Source organism: Rathayibacter rubneri, from assembly GCF_023743255.1.
Classification (GTDB): domain Bacteria; phylum Actinomycetota; class Actinomycetes; order Actinomycetales; family Microbacteriaceae; genus Rathayibacter; species Rathayibacter rubneri.
In genome coordinates this window covers 41,894-60,690 of record NZ_JAMRYM010000010.1, presented here as the reverse complement: position 1 = coordinate 60,690, position 18,797 = coordinate 41,894, and the positions used below count along the sequence as shown (strand labels likewise).

Here is an 18,797-nt window from a genome sequence, read left to right as displayed (position 1 = left end):
GCGTGTTCCAGGAGCTCGCCGACCTCGACGCGCCCGCCGAGCCGCTCGCGACCGCCGAGGCGACTCCCGGCACGGCCGCACCGGCTCCCACGGCCGGAGCCGAGGTCGCCCTGCCGGACGGTGTCACCGGCCTGAGGGCCGATCAGCAGGCCTGCTCGGTCGGGTTCTTCGGCTGAGCCGGAGGCGCGAGCGCCCCGCGGGATACGCTCCTCCTGGAGCGCCGATCGGCGGTGAGCGGCACGGAGCGGCTCCTGCCGCGCTACGGAGAGGGAGAACGACCCGATGAGCGAACCCGCCCCGTCGCGCAGGACCGCCGCCCGGCACGGCCGCCTGCGCCCCCAGAGCGGACTGCGCCACCTCGGTCGCATCCTCGCCGCGTGCGTCGGGGTCGGAGTCGTCAGTACCGTCTGCATCGTCGCCATCGCGGTCTCGATGATCGCCGGCAGCGCCCGTCCGTCGGTCGACCTCGAGGCAGGCTCGTCCGGCAGCCCCGTGCCCGAGATCGGTGCGATCGAAGGCGGGGTCAACATCCTGCTCGCCGGCAGCGACAGCGCGGAGGGCTCCGAGGCGGGAGCGTTCGGCGACCGCTCCGAGAACCTCAACGACGTCACGATGCTGATGCACATCTCGGAGGACCACTCGACGGTCGAGGTCGTCAGCTTCCCCCGCGACCTGTACGTGCCGATCCCCTCGTGCACCGATCCCGCCACGGGAGCGGTGACCGAGCCGGTGAGCTCGGAGAAGATCAACCAGTCGCTCGAGCTCGGCGGTCTCGCCTGCACAGTGCAGACGGTGGAGCAGCTCACGGGTCTCGAGATCCCCTACGCCGCGCTGATCCAGTTCGAGGGCGTCATCGAGATGTCCAACGCGGTCGGAGGCGTCGACGTCTGCGTCGCGACCCCCCTCGAGGACGTGTACACCGGCCTCACGCTGACGGCCGGCACCCACACCCTCGTCGGCGCCGAGGCGCTGGCGTTCCTCCGCACGCGGCACGGCGTCGGCGACGGCAGCGACCTCACCCGCATCTCGAGCCAGCAGGTCTACCTCTCGTCGCTGGTGCGCAAGGTGAAGAGCGCCTCGACCCTGTCGAACCCCGTCGCGCTCTACGGGCTCGCCAAGGCCGCGGTGTCGAACATGCAGCTCTCGACCTCGCTCGAGAACGTCAACACCATGGTCTCGATCGGCCTCGCGGTGAAGGACGTCGACCTCGCCAACGTGGTCTTCGTGCAGTACCCCACGTTCATCGACGGCAACGGCGTCTATCCGAGCGAGGAGGCGGCGGCCACGCTGACCGCCGCGCTGCAGGCCGACCAGCCGATCGCGCTGACCGGCACGACCGGCGGCGGCTCGGAGTCGGCCGACGGGTCCACTCCCGTCCCGTCGACCTCCGAGGAGCCCGCGACCCAGGAGCCCGCACCCGAGGAGACCGGCGCGCCCGCCACCACCGCGCCGGTGCCGGAGGAGACCGCCGTGGCGCTCCCGAGCGACGTCTCGGGGCAGACGGCGCAGCAGGAGACCTGCACGGTCGGCCGCACCCTCGACGAGCAGTAGCGGACGCCCTCGCCGACGCCCGGCGGGCCCGTGTCGTCCCGGTGCGCCGGGTGCGGTTATGATGGTCGTCGTGCGTTCGCCCAGCGGGCGCTCGGGAGTCGTCGCATAGTCCGGTCGAGTGCACCACCCTGCTAAGGTGGAGAACCCTTTATTGGGTTCCGTGGGTTCAAATCCCACCGACTCCGCACCTCTCGAAAGCCCTGCTCCGGCAGGGCTTTCGTCGTTCCCGGGCCCTCGCCGCACGGCCGCGGCGGGCTACCCTGATCGGATGCAGATCCTCGACGCCCTGGCCTCCGCTCCCGCCCGTCGCGACGTGCAGTCGATCCGGGGAGCGCTGGCCGAGATCGGCGTCGGCGACGACGTGCGGATGCTCATCCGCTCGCCCCGCTACGGGCTCTACGGCATCGAGGGCGTGGTCGGCCGTGCGGTCGGCGGAGAGCTGGTGGTCGCCGACGTGTTCCTCGGAACGGGCACCGAGGTGCAGAGCCTGGCGCTGGCCGCGGCGTCCGAGGCGTCGGCGGGTGAGCGCTCGGTCGAGGGGCTCCAGCACGGCGATCCCGTGCGCGTGACGTTCTCGACTCCGACGCTGGGCACCTTCGCCGTCAGCGGTCCGCTGACCGCGGGCCAGGACGAGCTGCTGCTGGTCGGCAGCTGGATCGTCGCGAACGGCGGACAGGTCGCGCCGCGCGTCGAGTCGATCGAGCGGCTCGAGCTGACCGTGCACACCGCCCACGTGCCGGCGCCCCGGGCGGCGAAGGCGGAGTAGCGCCGGTTCCCTCGGCGTCCCGCTCGGCTCCGGCAGTGCGGCTCCAGTAGGCGACCCGCAGCTGCAGCTCGCTGTCTCCGAGCTCGCCCTCGCGGATCGGCGTGCCGTAGCGGCGGCAGGGTCGGCGGTCGCGGCCGTAGACCCAGAGCTGCTGCCCGGGCCGGAGGTTGCCGGTCGTGGTGCGCTCGGTGCGCTCGCGGTTGACCGTGATCAGCTTCTTCGCACGGCGCCGCGAGCGTGCTGGCCCGTAGCGCCCTCGGTGCCGCCTCCGGCCGAAATCGCGACCATTCCCCTGTCTCTCGCCTGTCCCTGCCGACCTCGAAGGCGGAACGTCGCCCTCGGGTTCGGCAGGGCGGGCACTCGACGACAGTCTTTCGGAACCCGAGAACGGTGAGAATCGGTGGACGGAAGTTCGGGTCCGCTGTCCTCAGCGACGAGTGATGGAGCCGCTACTCCCGGGTGATCGTGCGCGGCAACTCGTTGTAGCTCCACTTGAGGACAGCCGGGTGCGCTCGCGATCGCTGGGTAGATTCGGCAGGCAGGGGAGTCGGCTCGGGCTTCTCGGTGCTCTCGCCGCTGAGACGATAGGGATTCGTTGTGCCGGGATTGGTGAGGGCATGAGTCACCCATCGCGGACACTTCTCGATGCCTTTGTTATCACAATAGGCTGTCACCATGCCCAGTTTGCCATTGACCGGCCAGCCGTAATAGTTGGGATAGGCCGTCGGGTCGAAAATCGCGTGAACGAGCATCTGTTCTCTCAGGGTGCAGTTCCACTGGTCTTTGCAGTCGTACTTACCGGCGTACGTCCGAAGGTCGAAGCTGCCATTCAACTGTTTCTCGTTATTAGTGGAGCCGAGGAGCACCTTCTGGGCTGCCCGGGAGGTCAGTGCGTGCTTGTGCCATGCCTTATCCATTCCGAAGCCGCGCTGACTATCGGCGTCCCAGAAGCCACGACGCAAGGGGATCTTGCCCAACCGAGGATTCTCCACTGTCGCCAACACCTGGCTGGTCTGGTACCCCTCCGGCGGCTGGGCTGCTTCCGCCGGTGCTGCCGCACCGGCGAGTAGCCCGAGGGTGATGAGTACGACGCCGGTGGTCCGCGAAACCTTTTATCTCATGTGCTCCTCCTGTTAGTATTGAGCAAAACTCATTGCTAGGAGGTACCTTGCCCCAAACAGACTTGGCTCAGGACGTTCTGACGCTGTTCCTCGACTTCGTGGCGCGGGACATCGGGCCGGATGCCCGAACCCCGGAGATCGTTGCCGCGTGGGTGGACGGGCCGGCGCACGTCGCCGTCATCTATCGCAGCAGCTTCCAGCCCGGTCTCGTCCTCCGCCTCCGCCGATTCTTCGACGCCGACTTACGAATCGATGCCCGTTTCGGAGCGGTGGAGATTCAGGAGAGCATCTCCGAGCCCCTCGGCGACGGGGTCGACTTCGTTCGTGCAGACGGAAACGGAGTGCTCTGGTTGGGCGATCTCGACGAGGAGCTTCCCGAAGCCCCCTCTCGTCGGTGAGGTGCGCGCGACGAGCACCTGCTCCTCTACCGGTTCCTTCAGCAGCCCTGCTCAGCTCTGGCAGTGCGGGCACCAGTAGGTGACCCGCAGCTGCAACTCGCTGTCACCGAGCTCGCCCTGGCGGATCGGCGTGCCGCAGCGGCGGCAGGGTCGGCGGTCGCGGCCGTAGACCCAGAGCTGCTGCCCGGGCCGGAGGTTGCCGGTCGTGGTGCGCTCGATGCGCTCCCGGTTGACCGTGATCAGCTTCTTGGCGAGGGCGATCGTGCGCACGAGATCGCCGGACTCGCCGACCGGACGGGTCGGCAGGACTCCCCGGAGGAAGCAGAGCTCGGCCCGGTAGACGTTGCCCAGGCCCGCCATGATCCGCTGGTCGAGCAGGGCGAGGCCGATCGGCCGCTCCGGGTCGGCGGAGAGCCGCCGCAGCGCCTCGTCCGCATCCCAGTCGGGGCCGAGGAGATCGGGACCGAGGTAGCCGACGACGTCCTGCTCGGCGGCGAGGGGCACGATCTCGAGCAGTCCCAGCTCGAAGCCGACGGCCTGCCACTCGGGTGTCTCGAGCACGATCCGCGCCTGGAACGCGGGCCGGTGCCACTTGGGCCGCTCGCCGCCGAGCGGGTAGAGGTGCCAGCTGCCCTCCATCTTGAGGTGCGAGTGGATCAGCGCGTCGCCGACGCGCATCAGCAGGTGCTTGCCGCGGGGCACGACGGAGTCGATGGTCTCGCCGGTGAGATCGACGGTCGCGTACTTCGGCACGCGGACGTCGCACGTCGTCAGGACCTGGCCGTCGAGCGCCTCGGCGAGATTGTGCGCGGATCGGTAGACGGTGTCACCCTCGGGCACGGGGGCTCCCTCCGGGGCTCACGCGCGCATCCGGAGACCGCGGGGGTTGGCGACGAAGCCGGCGGCGACGAGCGCATCGCCCAGCGGCGTGCCGAGCGAGAAGTCGCCGTCGATCTTCTCGACCGTCAGCTTCTCGACGCCGCGGGAGCGGACCAGCTGCGCGAACGCCCCGGCCGCGTCCGCGAGAGCGGTCTCATCCGACGTGAAGGTGAGCGCGGTCTTGCCGCCGCGCTCGAGGTAGACGGCCAGCTCCCCGTCGACGATCGCCACGAGCGCGCCCGCCTTGCGGCCCGGCCGGTGGCCCTCACCCTGCGGCCACGGCAGGGCCGCGCCGAACGGGTTGGCGGGGTCGGTGGCGGCCAGGGCGAGCACGGGGCGCGGACGATCGAGAGCGTCGTCCTGCGGGGCGAAGGTGCGCAGGCGGTCGACGCTGCCGGCGGTGCCGAACTGCGCGGCTCCGAGCTTCTCGATGAAGTAGCCGCGGCGGGCGCGGCCCTGCTGCTCGAAGCCGCTGAGGACCTTGTAGGCCAGCGCGAAGCCGCCGAGCACCCCCTCGGCCTGCACGGAGCCGCGGGTGACGATGCCGTAGCGCTCGAGGAGCACCTCGCCGAGGGCGTGCCCGCGGATGGTGGGGTCGGACTCGGCGAGCGGCACGATCGACCAGCGGCCGCCGGCGGTGGGAGGACCGACGCGCGTCTGCATCGTCGGTCGCGTCATCATGCGGCCGCGGGGTGCGCGGGCGCGGGCGGGCGCGCGCGGCTGCCGGTGGGCGCCTCCGCTCGTGCCGACGAGGGTGCGCAGCGGCGCGAGGGTGTCGTTGGTGAGCAGCCCCGCCCACACGAGCTCCCACAGGGCGTCGACGAGGGCGGAGTCGTCGGTGGAGCCGACGGCGTCGGAGAGCTGGCGGAAGAAGTAGCCGCCGCCCGAGCCGAGCACGCCCACGATCTCCTGCTGCAGCTCGCCCAGCGGCAGCGTCTCTCCCGGCACCGGCAGGGTGAGACCGGCCGTCTCGGCCAGGTGCAGGCTCACCCAGCCGTCGTTGCCGGGCAGCGTCCCCGCTCCGGCCCAGAGCACCTCGCCGGTGGCCGTGAGCTCGTCGAGCATCGCGGGGGAGTAGTCGCGGACCCGGGACGGGAGGATCAGCGTCTCCCACGCGGAGGCCGGGATGGGCGCTCCGGCGAGCTGGTCGATGACGGAGGCGACCCCGTCGATGCCACGCAGCGAGCCGCCGACGTGCTGCCAGGTGGGCAGGAAGCGGCCGTAGGCGGCCCCGTCGACCGGCTCGACCTCCTTGCGGAGCGCGGCGAGGGAGCGGCTCCGGAGCCGGCGCAGGACCTCGGCGTCACACCACTCGCTGCCCGTGCCGTTCGGGCGGAACTCGCCCTCGGTGACCCGCCGCTCGCCGGAGAGGCGGCGGAGCGTGTCGGTGACGACCGCGACGCCGAGCCCGAGCCGCGTGGCGACCGCCGCAGCCGTGAAGGGACCGTGGGTGCGGGCGTAGCGGGCGACGAGGTCGCCGAGCGGATCGCGCACCGGATCGATGAACGCCACGGGCACGCCGATGGGCAGCGGTGTGCCCAGGGCGTCGCGCAGTCGCGCCGCGTCCTCCATCGCCGCGTAGCGCTGCTCGCCGCCGAAGCCGACGGGCAAAACGCGCTTCGCCTTCACGAGCTGAGCCACGACCGCCTCGAGCGTCGCGCGCGCGATCGGGGGAGCGGCCGCGACGTCGGCCGAGGCGACCGACTCGTCGACGAGGCGCTCGCCCAGCTCGTCCATGGTCAGCGGGCCGAGCAGGCGGAGGAGGTCGGCTGCTCCCTCGAGTCCGCGCAGGCGGCGCTCGGGCTCGACGCGCTGCAGCTCGCGCTCGATCTGCGCGAGCACGACGGGGTCGAGCAGCTCGCGCAGCTCGGCGCGGCCGAGCAGCTCGCCCAGCAGGGCCGCGTCGACCGAGAGCGCCGCGGCCCTGCGCTCGGCGAGCGGGCTGTCGCCCTCGTACATGAACGCGGCGACGTAGCCGAACAGCATCGATCGCGCGAAGGGGCTCGCGGTCGGCGTCTCGACCTCGAGGATCCGCAGCTCGCGGCCGTCGAGCCTAGCGGCGAGCCGCAGGAGTGCGGGCAGGTCGTAGACGTCCTGCAGGCACTCGCGCACCGTCTCGAGGATGATCGGGAAGGTCGGGTATGTCCGCGCGACGTCGAGCAGCTGTGCCGCGCGCTGGCGCTGCTGCCAGAGCGGTGAGCGCTTGCCGGGGTTGTAGCGGGGCAGGAGCAGCGCCCGGGCCGCGCACTCGCGGAACCGGGCCGCGAAGAGCGCCGAGCCGCCCACCTCGCTGGTGACGAGCGACTCGAGCTCCTCGCGCTCGAAGAGGAAGAGCTCGGCGCCCGGGGGCTCGGACTCGGTGTCGGGGATGCGCACGACGATGCCGTCGTCGCCGGCCATCGCCGCGCCGTCGACGCCGTGCCGCTCGCGCACCCGGGCTCCGATGGCGAGCGCCCACGGCGAATGCACCTGCATGCCGTACGGCGAGTGCAGGACGAGCCGCCAGTCGCCCAGCTCGTCGCGGAAGCGCTCGAGCACGAGGGTGCGGTCGTCGGGGATCTGGCCGGTGGCGATGCGCTGCTCGTCGAGGAACGAGAGCAGGTTGTTCGTCGCGTACTCGTCGAGACCGGCCTCGGCGCAGCGCGCCCGGGCCGGATCGACGGCCGCTCCGCCGAGTTCTCGGGTGAACGCGCCGATCGCCTCGCCGAGCTCGGCGGGCCTGCCCTGCGAGTCGCCCTTCCAGAAGGGCAGGCGACCGGGTTCGCCGAACGCGGGCGTGACGATCACGCGGTCGTAGGTGATCTCCTGGATGCGCCAGCTCGTCGCGCCCAGCGCGAAGACGTCGCCGACCCGAGACTCGTAGACCATCTCCTCGTCGAGCTCGCCGACGCGGTTGCCGGTGGAGCCGGGCTCGCCGACCATGAAGACGCCGAAGAGACCGCGGTCGGGGATCGTGCCGCCGCTCGTGACGGCGAGGCGCTGCGCTCCGGGGCGGCCCGTGAGGGTGTTGGCGTCGCGGTCCCAGACGAGGCGGGGACGCAGCTCCGCGAACTGGTCGGAGGGATAGCGCCCGGACAGCAGATCGAGGGTCGCCTCGTAGGCCGACCGCGGGAGCGAGACGAACGGGGCGCTGCGCCGGACGGTGTCGAACCAGTCGTCGACGTCGAGGGACTCGAGCGCCGTGGCGGCGACGGTCTGCTGGGCGAGGATGTCGAGCGGATTCGCCGGGACCTGGATCGCCTCGATCAGTCCGGAGCGCATCCGCTCGGTCGTGACGGCCGAGTGCAGCAGGTCGGCCCGGTGCTTGGGGTAGAACGCGCCGCGCGAGACCTCGCCGACCTGGTGGCCCGCGCGGCCGACCCGCTGCAGGGCGCTGGCGACCGACGGCGGGGTCTCGACCTGCACGACGAGGTCGACGGCGCCCATGTCGATGCCGAGCTCGAGGCTCGAGGTGGCGACCACGCAGCGCAGCCTGCCGGACTTGAGGTCGTCCTCGATGATCGCGCGCTGCTCCTTGCTGACGGAGCCGTGGTGCGCCCGGGCCAGCAGGGGCTCGTCGTCGGGCGCCGACTGCCCGGTGCCGCTCGTGCCGCCGGCGCCGCCCATCAGCTCGGCCGGAGCGCGCCGGGAGGCGCCCGTGGCCATCGATCCGATCGCGTCGTCGACGAGCGCGCCGACCGCGACCGGCTCGGCGGTCGACCGGGCGCGCTCGAGGTCGGCCTCGCGGCGCTCCGAGTAGATCTCGTTGAGCCGGGCGGTCAGCCGCTCGGCGAGCCGGCGCGAGTTGGCGAAGACGATGGAGGAGGTGTGCGCGAGCACGCGGTCGACGATCGACTCCTCGACGTGGGGCCAGATCGATCCGCTCTGCGGACCGGTCGCGCCCATCGTCGAGCCCTCCTGGGGCGCGGCGGCGCCGAGCTCGGACATGTCCTCGACCGGGACGACGACGGTGAGGTCCCACTGCTTCTCGGAGACGGGAGCGACGATCGAGACGGGCGAGCGGCCGGCCAGGAACCGGGCCACCTCCTCGCGGGGCCGCACCGTCGCCGACAGGCCGATGCGCTGCACCGGTTCCGTCAGCAGGGCGTCGAGGCGCTCGAGCGAGACCGCGAGGTGCGCCCCGCGCTTGGTCGACGCGACCGCGTGGACCTCGTCGACGATGACGGTCTCGACTCCACGGAGCGACTCCCGCGCGGCCGAGGTGAGCATCAGGTAGAGCGACTCGGGCGTCGTGATGAGGATGTCGGGCGGGGTCTTCTGCAGCACGCGGCGCTCGGCCGCGGGAGTGTCTCCGGAGCGGACGCCGACGGTGACGGTCGACGGAGCCACTCCGACGCCCTCGGCGCTCAGGCGGAGCGCCGTCTGGGTCACGCCGACGAGCGGCGAGCGGAGGTTCCGCTCGACATCGACGCCCAGCGCCTTCAGCGGCGAGACGTAGAGCACGCGGGTGCGGTGCTGCGGATCCTCCGGCGGCGGACCCTGCACGAGGCGGTCGATGGCCCAGAGGAAGGCCGACAGCGTCTTGCCCGAGCCGGTGGGAGCCACCACGAGCGCGTGGGATCCGGAGGAGATCGCCGACCACGCGCCCTCCTGCGCCGCCGTGGGCGCCGGGAAGGCGCCCTGGAACCAGGCTCGGGTGGCGGGGGAGAAGCGCTCGAGAGCGCTGCCGCCGGGTTCGGTGGGCATGATTCCATCCTCCCTGCCACCACCGACACTGACGGTCGCGTCCGCCGCGGGCAAACCCTTGACGCGGCGGCGGCGGCGGTCGGCGGCCTCAGGCGAAGGCGCGGCGGATGAAGGAGCTCACGTCCGCGATCTCGGCCTGGCTCACTCCGTGGGCCACCCCCTCGTAGACGCGGGAGTCGAGGTCGGCGTGCGCCGGGAACCAGGCGTCGCCCTCCGCCACGGCGCTCGGCGGGATGACCGAGTCGAGCGTCCCGCGCCCGCGGAAGACGAGTGGACGCTCCCGCGCGAGCCGCTCGTCCGCCTCATCGCCCTCGGCCAGGGGCACGACGAAGCCCGAGAGGGCCACCGCGAACGCGAAGCGACCGGGAGCACGCCGCAGAAGCTGCACGGCCAGCGCCGCCCCCTGCGAGAAGCCGAGAAGCCCGACGGGACCGGGGTGCTGCAGGGCGTCGAGCCAGTCGAGCACGTCCTCCACGGCGCGCTCGACCGCTGCGGGATCGGTCGTCAGGCGCTCCGGATCCAGCGGCACGCGCAGCGGCCACCACGCGTTCGCCCGCGCGTCCAGGGCGATCGGGGCCCGGAGGGAGGCGAGCACCGGCTCCAGCGGCAGGTACACGCCGAGCGAGAACAGGTCCCCCTCGTGCGAGCCGTAGCCGTGCAGGAGCACCAGCAGCGGGCGGTCCGCCCGGTCCTTCTCGGAGGAGGACCACAGCACCGCGTTCGCGTCGATTCCCATGGCTCCATCATCGCCGCTGCCGCCGCCGCACCCCGGACGAAACCGGACCGACATGAAGGAGGGGTAAGAATGGCTCCATGAGCGTGCGTACCCCTGACCCCAACTCCGGGTGGCTGTCCGACGACGAACTCGCCGAGATCCGCCGTCGACTCCCGCTGCTGTACGTCGAGGCGGTGCCGGTGCGCGTCGACGGACTCGGCCAGGTCACGGAGGTGGGCGTGCTGCTGCGCGCCACGGCGTCGGGCCAGATCACCCGCACGATCGTCTCGGGCCGCGTGATGTACGGCGAGACGCTCCGGGACGCTCTCTTCCGCCACCTCGAGAAGGACCTCGGGCCGATGGCGTTCCCGCTGCTGCCCGCGAGCCCGCTGCCCTTCCACGTCGCCGAGTACTTCCCGATGCCGGGCATGGGACCCTTCACGGACGAGCGCCAGCACGCGGTGTCCCTCGCCTACGTCGTCCCCGTCACAGGAACGTGCGAGCCCCGCCAGGACGCTCTCGAGCTCACCTGGATGACCCCCGACGAGGCCTGCTCCGAGGCCGTCTCGGCCGAGATGGAGGGCGGCCGCGGCGCCCTCGTGCGCGCCGCGCTGGCCTCCGTGGGGCGGCTGAGCTGATGTGTGCGCCGCGGAGCGGCGCACCGCGGTCGGCTCTCCGGGGTGGCCGCGTACCGCAGAGCGTCCCGGGTTCCGCCTAGCGCGATCCGCTGGCACGCGGATCGCGCGTTCGGCTCCGCCGTCGTGTGCGCCGCGGGGCGGCGCACCGCGGTCGGCTTTCCGGGGTGGTCGCGTTATCCAGAGCGTCTTACGTTCCGCCTAGCGCGATCCGCTGGCACGCGGATCACGCGTTCGGCTGTGTCGTGTGCGCCGTGGGGCGGCGCACCGCGGTCGGCTCCCACGGGTGGGGGCGTTCCGCAGAGCGTGGTGCGTTCCGCCTAGCGCGATCCGCTGGCACGCGGATCACGCGTTCGGCTGCGCCGCGCGCTTCGGTGGTTCGCTCGGGAGACGGGCGTCGTCGTCATCCGCGGGAAGCAGAACCTCAGCGGAGAGCGCCCGTCAGCCGCGATGGTGGCTGAGCGGAGGTCCTGGCCGACGTTCTGCTCGTCGTGCCACATGCGGCACGGGCCGTCTCCGTCGGAGCCGCAGGTGACGGATCGGGCGCGAGCCGCGCCGTCTGCTGCGACCGGCTCTGCTCCCGCTGCGCGAGTCCGTTCGGAATCGAGGTCGACGACGTACTCGCGCACCGTCCGAGGCTCGAATCACGCTCCCGACCTCGGTTGCGAACACCGACTCGCCGCGGAGAGCCCGGCGTTCCGACCGCGGCGCGCCTGCCCTGGGCCACGAGCGGCTCTCCGTCATCCGCGGGGCTCCACCGGTCCGTACCGACTCCGTAGGCACCGTCGACGCGGCCGCGTCAGCGGCCCGCAGGAACGACGAAGGCCGGGGTGCCTCCCGCGTGGATCACTCCACGGGAGGCACTCCCGGCCTTCATCACTCGCCAGCTCGGACGCTCTCGACGTTCACCGCAAGCAGCACCCCACGAGGCGGACCGCCGATCCGCGTGCGAGCGGATCGGCGTAGCCGGTCGCACCCCGCTCTGCGGGACGCGACCAGTTACGCAAGCCAACCGCGGTGCGCCGCCTCGCGGCGCACGATCGAGCTCAGCCCTGCGCGCGACGACCGCCGCGGCGCTCGCCGCCGGCCGGAGCGGCCGAGGAGGCCCCGCCGGTCGCGGTGCTGTAGAACGAGCGCGAGCCGCCACCGGTCGAGGCGGCACCGGCGGTGCGGCCGCGGCCGCCGCGGGCTCCGCCGCGAGCGGCGCCCTCGGAGGAGGCGGTTCGGACCGTCCGCGTCCACCGCGGGGAGCGGAGCCGGTGCCGTCGGTGCGGGCCGCGCGCTTGCGCTGCGCGTTGGCGCCCTGCGAGCGTCCGCCCTGCGACTGTCCGCGGGCGGGCTCGACGACGGCCGAGGGGGTCACGTAGGCGGCGACGTTCCCGACGAGCTTCGCGACGGCGGCCGAGTCGGCCGTGACCTGCTGGGGCTGGACCTGGATGGCGGCCTTGCGCAGGAGGGTCTTCACGTCGCCGCGCTGCGTGGGCAGCACGACGGTGACGACGTCGCCCTCCGAGCCGGCGCGGGCGGTGCGGCCCGAGCGGTGCAGGTACGCCTTGTGCTCCATGGGCGGGTCGACGTGGATGACGAGCTCGACGTCGTCGACGTGGACGCCGCGGGCGGCGACGTCGGTCGCGACGAGCACCTTCACGTCGCCGGCGCCGAACGCGGCGAGGTTGCGGTCGCGGGCGACCTGCGAGAGGTTGCCGTGCAGGTCGACGGCGGGGATGCCCTGGCCGGTGAGCTGCTTGGCGAGCTTCTTCGCGTGGTGCTTGGTGCGCATGAAGAGGATGCGGCGGCCGGTGCCGGACGCGAGGGTCTTCACGAGCGCGTTCTTCGCGTCGAGGCCGTCGACCTCGAACACGTGGTGCGTCATCAGCGCGACGGGCGAGTTGGCCTCGTCGACCGAGTGGAGCACCTCGTTCTGCAGGTACTTCTTGACGAGCTTGTCCACGCCGTTGTCGAGCGTCGCCGAGAACAGCAGGCGCTGGCCTCCGCGGGGGGTCTTGTCGAGGATGCGCGTGACGACGGGCAGGAAGCCCAGGTCGGCCATGTGGTCGGCCTCGTCCAGCACGGTGATCTCGACGGCGTCGAGGTTGACGAAGCCCTGCTTCATCAGGTCCTCGAGGCGGCCGGGGCAGGCCACGACGATGTCGACGCCCTGCTTGAGGGCCGCGACCTGGCGCTGCTGCGAGACGCCGCCGAAGATCGTCGTGGTGACGATGCCGTAGGCGTCGGCGAGGGGCTGCATCGCCGCCGTGATCTGCGTGGCGAGCTCGCGGGTCGGCGCGAGGACCAGTCCGAGCGGACGGCCCGGGCGGCGGCGGCCGCCGGCGAGCGATCCGCCGAGGCGCGCGATCATCGGGATCGAGAAGGCGAGGGTCTTGCCCGAGCCGGTCTTGCCGCGTCCGAGGACGTCGCGGCCGTTCAAGGTGTCGGGGAGCGTGTCGACCTGGATCGGGAACGGCTCGGTGATGCCGTTCGCGGTCAGGGCCGAGACGAGGGGAGCGGGGACGCCGAGAGCGGCGAAGGTGGGGATGGACGACATGGATGGTGCCTTTCGGGGCATCATGCCGATCCGACAGCGCAGGCGTGTGGCCGGGCGCGGGTGATCGGCTTTCGGGCGAAGGTGACGGTGGTCACATCCGTTCGCCGTACGAAGCTGTGCGCGCGGCTGGAGGCCTCATGCACGGTGCGCCAGATGGTCGGGACGGTGTCCTCGACGTTCAGAGTCCTCAGGGGACAAGGGGCGTTCTACGACGCGGGGGAGCGCAGACTTCGCGCTCGCACCCTCCCACCCTAGCGGACGACCGGGCTCCGGCGCAGAACGGGCCCGCGTCAGCCCTTGTAGCGCTCACCCACCGGCACCTCGACTCCGAGCGTGTTCCCCGCCTGCGCGAGCGGGCACGCCCACGCCGGGTCGTACGCGCAGGACGGGTTGTAGGCGAAGTTGAAGTCGAGGACGAGGGTCGACGGCGTGGACCCCGGGCCGAGGTCGGCGCCCTTCACGGTGTCCAGGAGGTAGCGTCCGCCGCCGTAGGTCCCGCCGGGCCGACCGGCCAGTGCGTCCTTGACCGGCACGAAGAGCCCGCCCCCGTAGGAGGCCAGCCGCCAGACGTCGAGCGTCCCCGCCTGCGGCACCGCGACCGTGCCGACCAGCTCGAACGGCACGGTGCCGTCCGTCCCGGTCTCCACGTCCATCCTCCGGGGCTCCTCGGCGGGCCGCACCTCGAGCTCGAACCGCCACGACGCGTCGTAGGGCGCGATCGGGAGCGAGCGGAAGTGCGCCCGGTCGACCGGCAGCAGCGGAGTGGACGGGTGGTGCGCGAAGAGGGCGTTGCGTCCCCGGATCCACGAGGCGTGCGCGGCGAGCAGGTCGACGTTCGAGAGTCGGCGGACCTCGGCGTAGAGCGCTTGAACGTGGCGGCGCCAGTCGGCCACCTCGATCGACGAGGCGAGTCGACGGCGGGGCGAGATCTCGTCGGTCTCCTCGGCCTCCTCGCTCGCGGGCCACTGGAAGCGCAGGAGCTCGGCGCGCGAGAGCTCGACCGCCTCCTCGGCGGTGCCGTCGGGGCTCATTCCGCCGCCTCCCCGCGGGGGCGCGCATCGGCGCCCACGTCGTGACGCCAGGTCGGGGCGAGCGAGCGGATGCGGATGCCGCGCCACTGCCAGAACGCCCACATCGACGGCCACAGCGCGGGCGAGGCGAGCCCGGCGCTGAACTCGAGCCTGTCCCGGAAGAGGGTCCGCCCGTCCGGGAGCGGGGCGACCGCCATCCGGTGGTCCCACGCGGTGATCAGCCGGAGCGCACCCGTCAGCGGAGCGCCGTTGTCGCGGAGGATCCGGACGTCCGGCATCGACGGCACGCGTCGGTAGGAGAGGTCGATCTCCTGCGCCCCCATCGGCACGATGCCCAGGGCGTCCATCGCCACGTCGTGCGGGCCCAGGCCCCACGTCGGCCGGAACCCGCCCTCGTCCAGCGACGCGGCGGTCAGGAGGGGGGACATCACCTCGCGGAACACGGCCGGGCTCTGCAGAGCGCGCCAGGCGGAGTCCACGTCGGTGTCGAGCACGTGCTTCAGCATCACCTTCACGTCGCCCATCCTCCTCCGCGCGACCCGTCGGCGTCACCGGGTGCGCAGGAGCGCCCGGCCGTGTATGCGCCCGGTACCGTGTCAGGGTGAACGCCTCGTCCTCCGCCCACGACCAGTCGACCTACCAGATCCGCTTCGACTGGGGCCCGCGGGCCCTGCGGGTGCTCGCTCCGGCGCACATCACCGTCGTCGTCGACGCGCTGCCGGGCGGCGCGGTCCTCGACACCGGATCCGTCGGCGGCCACGTCGTGCGGGCGGGCCTGGCCGACCGCAGCGCCGTCGCCCGGTGGATCCTCGAGCGCCAGCACGAGAACGGCGGCCGCACCAGCGTCAACGTCGTCGCGGCGGGGGACGTCGACGAGAGCGGAGCGACGCGCTTCGCGCTCGAGGACCAGCTCGCGGCCGGCGCGCTGATCGACGCCCTGATCTCCCTCGGGATCGACCACACCTCGCCCGACGCGGCGGTCGCGTCGGCCTCCTTCGACGGACTGCGGCGGGCCTGCACCCACCTGCTCTCCGCCTCCCCGTCGGGCCGCGCGCTGAAGGAGGCGGGGCGCTCGGACGAGGTCGCCGCCGCCGCGCGCGTCGACACCGTCGACGTCGTGACGGTGCTGGGCGCTCCGAGCCCGGCGGCCCCCTCGACCACCGGGCCCGCGGCGGCGTAGCGTTCCGAGGGAGCGCCTCCGCTCCCACCGCGCACGCGACCCTCCCGAAAGCTGGCCCGCATGAAAGCCGTCCTCAACGACGTCGTCCTCGCCGACGCCCCCGACTCCGACCTCATCTCGATCGAGGGCAACTGGTACTTCCCGCCCTCGAGCGTCGCCACCGAGCTGCTCGAGCCGAGCGACACGCCCTACACCTGCCCGTGGAAGGGCGAGTGCCAGTACTTCTCGGTGAAGTCCGACGACGGCCTCCTGAAGGACCGCGCCTGGTCGTACCCGACGCCGTACCCCACGGCGTTCGATCGCGTCGGGAAGGACTTCTCCGGCTACGTGGCTTTCTGGAAAGAGGTCCGCGTCATCGACTAGCGGCCGTCCGCGCGCGCCGCGCTGCGGCTGCGGTGCGCGCGGACCTTCGCCCTGTTGCCGCAGCGCTGCATCGAGCACCAGCGGCGGGACCCCGCCCTCGAGGTGTCGAGGTAGAGCATCCCGCAGTCCTCTGCGGCGCAGCGCCGCAGCCGCCCCGCCCCGGATCCGCCGAGCAGCTCCACGCCCTCGCGCGCGATCGTCGACAGCGCCTGCCGTGCCGCGGCGTTCGTCCGCCCCGCCTGCCGCGTCCCTCCGGAGAGTGCAGGGGGGATGTCCGGCATCGCCGCGAAGAGATTGACCACGTCGACGTCGCCCGCCTCGCCCGCGCCGGGGCCGCCTCGCTCGGCCGCCTCCGCGAGGCGCGCGATCGCGTCCCGCAGCACGAGCGCGTCGGCCAGTCGCGCGTCGCGCGCCTCCTCGCCGACGGCGTCGAAGCGGGCGGCGAGCCAGGACGCCAGTGCGCCGTCGGAGTCGAGGCGCTCACCGGGAGCGCCGCGCATCGGACCCGTGTAGGCGAAGTCGAGCGCCGTGCTGCCGGAGTCGAACCACCAGCGGCGCCCGTCGGCCTCCTCGAGCCACTGCCCCGTGCTCGGGGCGCGGCCCCGGATCGCGCGGGGTCCGCCGGTCGTGCTCACGCCGACGGAACCGTGCGGCGGCGCCACTCGATGGCGTTCGCCGGCTCGAAGCGCCGTGCGCAGCGGCCGCAGGCGAGTGGTCGGCCCGGCCGGCGGTGGCGGTAGAAGACGTGGCCGCTCGGGCAGGCGCCGACCCAGGGCGCGAGCTCGTCGGCGGTCGGGTTGCTGTGCGTGCGCGCCCCCGTGTACCCCAGGTCCGCGGCGATCCTCCGCCACGCGGCTCCGTGACCGGCACGGGGTCCGGCGAGGGCGTGCGCGATCTCGTGCAGCAGCGTCTGCCGCACCTCCTCGTCGCTCCACCGGGGCGCGAGATGGCGCGAGAGCGTGATCCGACGATCGTTCCAGTGGCAGGCGCCGCCGCGGGTGCGCGCGTGGTCGAAGCCGAAGCTCCACGAGTCGTCGAGGTGCTCGGCGAAGAGCTCCTCGGCCCACCGCGAGACCTGCTCGAGCTCAGCCACGCGTCCGTGCTCCCCTTCGACGTGCCGTCAGGACCGGTCGGAGCCGTCGGTCGTGCCGGAGCCGGCGGTCGCGCCGGTGTCGTCGATCGTCGCGGCGTCGTGGGCCCCGTCGGCCCGGCGGCGTCCACGGACGGAGCCGTCGGTGCGGTCGCGCGCCGCGCCGCCCTGGAACTCGGTCGCGGCCGAGACGCCCAGGCGGGCGATCTCGAGCTCCTCCTCCGGCACGCCGACGCGCTCGCCGAGGGCGGTGGCGGCGTCGAAGTCGCGGGCCGCTCGACCGTACTCGCCGAGCTCGAAGAAGGTCAGGCCGCGGTGCTTGAGGGCGAACGAGTGCTCGAGGTGCCACTCGTGGGTCTTCGCCTCCTCGACGCAGAGCGCGAGCTCCGACAGCGCCTCGTCGGTGCGCCCGCGCAGCTGCATGAGCCGGGCCCGGCGCACGCGGGCGGTGAGGAGTTCGGCGCGGTCTCCCGAGAAGCGGGTGCGGCGGACGGCCTCGTTGGCCACGTCCCAGGCCTCGTCGATCCGCCCGAGCAGGCGCAGCAGCTCGGCCTTCTCGGTGAGGGCGGCGAGGGAGCGCAGCGCGCCGATCTCCTCGAGGCGCTCCTGGGCGGCGTCGACGTCGATCTCCTCGCGGAGCGTCGCGGGGTCATGGCGGATGATGATGCTCAGAGCAGTGCTTCCTCGTGGGTTGCGGATCCGGTGCGTCGCAGGTCGTGCGCGACGGGCGGGAGGCCGCTGCGGCCGGTCCAGTTTACGGGCACGCGCGCCGGCTCCCCGGGTGACGCGCGCAGGCCGCCGGGTCGTGGGAGCGGATCAGCCCCGGCGCACCTGGAAGATGCTCCGCGCGGGCAGCGGGGAGGGGGTGGCCGTGTCGTCGGTGACCACCGAGGCGCCCGCCACGAAGTTCTCGAGCTCCCGTCCCTGCACGAGCTTCGAGGGCGCGGGGTCGGAGGCGAGGCGCCGGGGCAGCCCGTCCAGGGGGAGCGGCGAGGAGGAGGCGAGCATCACCACGTTGCCGAACCGCTTCGCCTTCAGCATCTGCGTGTCGGTCACGATCCCGGTGTGCGCGAAGACGGAGGCGAGGGTCGCGGCCTGCGCGCGGGCGAACGCGAGCGCCCCTCCGTCGGCCACGTTCACCGCCACGACTCCCCGCGGTGCGAGCAGCGGAGCGATCGCCGCGTAGAACTCGGCGCTCGTCACGTGGGCGGGAGTGCGCGCGCCCGAGAAGATGTCGACCACGACGACGTCGATGCTGCCCAGCAGTCCGGGCGGCAGCTTGCCGAGCACCTCGCGGGCGTCGCCCTGCCGGATGCGGATCTGCGCGCCCCGGGGGAGCGGGAGCGCCTCCCGCACCAGCTCGACCAGCGCGCCCTCGATCTCGACGACCTGCTGCCGGGAGCCGGGCCGGGTCGCGGCGACGTAGCGGGGGAGCGTCAGAGCGCCCGCGCCCAGGTGCAGAGCCGTGACGGCCTCGCCCTCCGGGGCGAGGAGGTCGATCGCGTGCCCGATGCGGCGCACGTACTCGAACGAGAGGTGGGTCGGGTCGGCGAGGTCGACGTGCGACTGCGGAGTGCCGTCGACGACGAGGGTGGCGGCGTCCGTCGCGTGGCGGTCGGCCTCGATCGTCGCGAGGAAGCCGCTGGCCAGCACGGCTCGGGGGTGCTCGGCGTCGTCGCCGCGTCGGCGGCCGGTTCTCTCCTGCATGCCCTCAGTCTGAGGGACGGCGCCGGAGGAGGGGCGCGGCGCGGGCTCCGCGGCGGGCGTATACCGGACCCCGGGACACGGCGCAAGGATCAGCACTTGCGCGGCGTGGCGCGATGCATCTATATTTGTA

General features: G+C 72.9%; 16 protein-coding genes, 1 tRNA gene and 1 pseudogene. 7 read left to right on the top strand and 11 right to left on the bottom strand.

What is annotated here, in order from left to right; translation table 11 throughout:
• The first annotated feature begins 282 nt into the window (after positions 1 to 282).
• The 3 genes from NB037_RS04825 (at position 283) to NB037_RS04815 (ending at position 2,317) form a co-directional block, all read left to right on the top strand.
• A complete protein-coding gene (locus NB037_RS04825; protein WP_251944162.1) occupies positions 283 to 1,551 on the top strand; it encodes an LCP family protein in 1,269 nt (422 codons plus the stop codon).
• A 94-nt stretch (positions 1,552 to 1,645) separates the two neighbouring features.
• A tRNA-Ser gene (locus NB037_RS04820) sits at positions 1,646 to 1,736 on the top strand.
• Positions 1,737 to 1,819: 83 nt separating this feature from the next.
• Positions 1,820 to 2,317 carry a hypothetical protein gene (locus tag NB037_RS04815; protein ID WP_251944161.1) on the top strand — a complete coding sequence of 166 codons (498 nt, stop codon included), beginning with the start codon at positions 1,820 to 1,822 and terminating at the stop codon, positions 2,315 to 2,317.
• Positions 2,318 to 2,766: 449 nt separating this feature from the next.
• On the opposite strand, the gene NB037_RS04810 is transcribed toward NB037_RS04815, so the two are convergent.
• Complete coding sequence (locus NB037_RS04810; RefSeq protein WP_251944160.1) at positions 2,767 to 3,294, bottom strand: hypothetical protein; 528 nt, start codon at positions 3,292 to 3,294, stop codon at positions 2,767 to 2,769.
• 191 nt (positions 3,295 to 3,485) lie between these two features.
• On the opposite strand from NB037_RS04810, the gene NB037_RS04805 reads away from it, so the two are divergent.
• Entirely contained in the window at positions 3,486 to 3,836 is a 351-nt protein-coding gene (locus NB037_RS04805) for a hypothetical protein (protein WP_251944159.1), read from the top strand.
• 51 nt (positions 3,837 to 3,887) lie between these two features.
• On the opposite strand, the gene NB037_RS04800 is transcribed toward NB037_RS04805, so the two are convergent.
• From NB037_RS04800 to NB037_RS04790, 3 genes are all read right to left on the bottom strand, one after another.
• On the bottom strand, positions 3,888 to 4,676 hold the full coding sequence (locus NB037_RS04800) for a DNA-formamidopyrimidine glycosylase family protein (protein ID WP_251944158.1): 789 nt from the start codon (positions 4,674 to 4,676) through the stop codon (positions 3,888 to 3,890).
• 18 nt (positions 4,677 to 4,694) lie between these two features.
• A complete protein-coding gene (locus NB037_RS04795) occupies positions 4,695 to 9,401 on the bottom strand; it encodes an ATP-dependent helicase (protein ID WP_251944157.1) in 4,707 nt (1,568 codons plus the stop codon).
• 88 nt (positions 9,402 to 9,489) lie between these two features.
• The gene (locus tag NB037_RS04790) at positions 9,490 to 10,137 is read right to left on the bottom strand and encodes an alpha/beta hydrolase (protein ID WP_251944156.1); all 648 of its coding nucleotides are present in this window, start codon (positions 10,135 to 10,137) and stop codon (positions 9,490 to 9,492) included.
• Between the two features lie 77 nt (positions 10,138 to 10,214).
• Between NB037_RS04790 and NB037_RS04785 the strand changes: the two genes are divergently transcribed.
• The gene (locus NB037_RS04785) at positions 10,215 to 10,754 is read left to right on the top strand and encodes an NUDIX hydrolase family protein (protein ID WP_251944155.1); all 540 of its coding nucleotides are present in this window, start codon (positions 10,215 to 10,217) and stop codon (positions 10,752 to 10,754) included.
• Positions 10,755 to 11,797: 1,043 nt separating this feature from the next.
• On the opposite strand, the pseudogene NB037_RS04780 reads toward NB037_RS04785, so the two are convergent.
• The 3 genes and pseudogenes from NB037_RS04780 to NB037_RS04770 all read right to left on the bottom strand — a co-directional run bounded on the left by NB037_RS04780 (position 11,798) and on the right by NB037_RS04770 (position 14,833).
• A pseudogene (locus NB037_RS04780) lies at positions 11,798 to 13,296 on the bottom strand (DEAD/DEAH box helicase).
• A 290-nt stretch (positions 13,297 to 13,586) separates the two neighbouring features.
• Positions 13,587 to 14,327 (bottom strand): DUF1684 domain-containing protein, encoded by a 741-nt coding sequence (locus NB037_RS04775; RefSeq protein ID WP_251944153.1) that lies wholly within the window; start codon positions 14,325 to 14,327, stop codon positions 13,587 to 13,589.
• Positions 14,324 to 14,833, bottom strand: a complete 510-nt coding sequence (locus NB037_RS04770; protein WP_251944165.1) for a hypothetical protein — start codon at positions 14,831 to 14,833, stop codon at positions 14,324 to 14,326. Before NB037_RS04770 ends, NB037_RS04775 begins: the two co-directional genes overlap by 4 nt.
• A 95-nt stretch (positions 14,834 to 14,928) precedes the next feature.
• Between NB037_RS04770 and NB037_RS04765 the strand changes: the two genes are divergently transcribed.
• Together NB037_RS04765 and NB037_RS04760 are read left to right on the top strand one after the other, a co-directional pair.
• Complete coding sequence (locus tag NB037_RS04765) at positions 14,929 to 15,507, top strand: 2-phosphosulfolactate phosphatase (protein WP_251944152.1); 579 nt, start codon at positions 14,929 to 14,931, stop codon at positions 15,505 to 15,507.
• Positions 15,508 to 15,567: 60 nt separating this feature from the next.
• Positions 15,568 to 15,870, top strand: coding sequence for a DUF427 domain-containing protein (locus NB037_RS04760; RefSeq protein ID WP_207403199.1), 303 nt, complete (start codon positions 15,568 to 15,570; stop codon positions 15,868 to 15,870).
• Here the strand turns inward: NB037_RS04760 and NB037_RS04755 are convergent.
• From NB037_RS04755 to NB037_RS04740, 4 genes are all read right to left on the bottom strand, one after another.
• A complete protein-coding gene (locus NB037_RS04755) occupies positions 15,867 to 16,505 on the bottom strand; it encodes a CGNR zinc finger domain-containing protein (RefSeq protein WP_251944151.1) in 639 nt (212 codons plus the stop codon). The two genes, NB037_RS04760 and NB037_RS04755, sit on opposite strands and share 4 nt — an antisense overlap.
• Positions 16,502 to 16,963: a SprT-like domain-containing protein gene (locus NB037_RS04750; RefSeq protein WP_251944150.1), complete on the bottom strand. Its 462-nt coding sequence runs from the start codon at positions 16,961 to 16,963 to the stop codon at positions 16,502 to 16,504. The genes NB037_RS04755 and NB037_RS04750 overlap by 4 nt, the downstream gene beginning before the upstream one ends.
• A gap of 27 nt (positions 16,964 to 16,990) precedes the next feature.
• Positions 16,991 to 17,467, bottom strand: a complete 477-nt coding sequence (locus NB037_RS04745) for a hypothetical protein (RefSeq protein WP_251944149.1) — start codon at positions 17,465 to 17,467, stop codon at positions 16,991 to 16,993.
• A gap of 309 nt (positions 17,468 to 17,776) precedes the next feature.
• A complete protein-coding gene (locus NB037_RS04740) occupies positions 17,777 to 18,667 on the bottom strand; it encodes a spermidine synthase (protein ID WP_251944148.1) in 891 nt (296 codons plus the stop codon).
• Positions 18,668 to 18,797: the final 130 nt, after the last annotated feature.

Excerpts from the sequence above, each read along its gene's own strand:
- NB037_RS04815 (WP_251944161.1), top strand. The coding sequence starts at position 1,820 with ATGCAGATCCTCGACGCCCTGGCCTCCGCTCCCGCCCGTCGCGACGTG.
- NB037_RS04785 (WP_251944155.1), top strand. The coding sequence starts at position 10,215 with ATGAGCGTGCGTACCCCTGACCCCAACTCCGGGTGGCTGTCCGACGAC.
- NB037_RS04790 (WP_251944156.1), bottom strand. The coding sequence starts at position 10,137 with ATGGGAATCGACGCGAACGCGGTGCTGTGGTCCTCCTCCGAGAAGGAC.
- NB037_RS04775 (WP_251944153.1), bottom strand. The coding sequence starts at position 14,327 with ATGAGCCCCGACGGCACCGCCGAGGAGGCGGTCGAGCTCTCGCGCGCC.
- NB037_RS04795 (WP_251944157.1), bottom strand. The coding sequence starts at position 9,401 with ATGCCCACCGAACCCGGCGGCAGCGCTCTCGAGCGCTTCTCCCCCGCC.
- NB037_RS04825 (WP_251944162.1), top strand. The coding sequence starts at position 283 with ATGAGCGAACCCGCCCCGTCGCGCAGGACCGCCGCCCGGCACGGCCGC.
- NB037_RS04740 (WP_251944148.1), bottom strand. The coding sequence starts at position 18,667 with ATGCAGGAGAGAACCGGCCGCCGACGCGGCGACGACGCCGAGCACCCC.
- NB037_RS04760 (WP_207403199.1), top strand. The coding sequence starts at position 15,568 with ATGAAAGCCGTCCTCAACGACGTCGTCCTCGCCGACGCCCCCGACTCC.
- NB037_RS04770 (WP_251944165.1), bottom strand. The coding sequence starts at position 14,833 with ATGCTGAAGCACGTGCTCGACACCGACGTGGACTCCGCCTGGCGCGCT.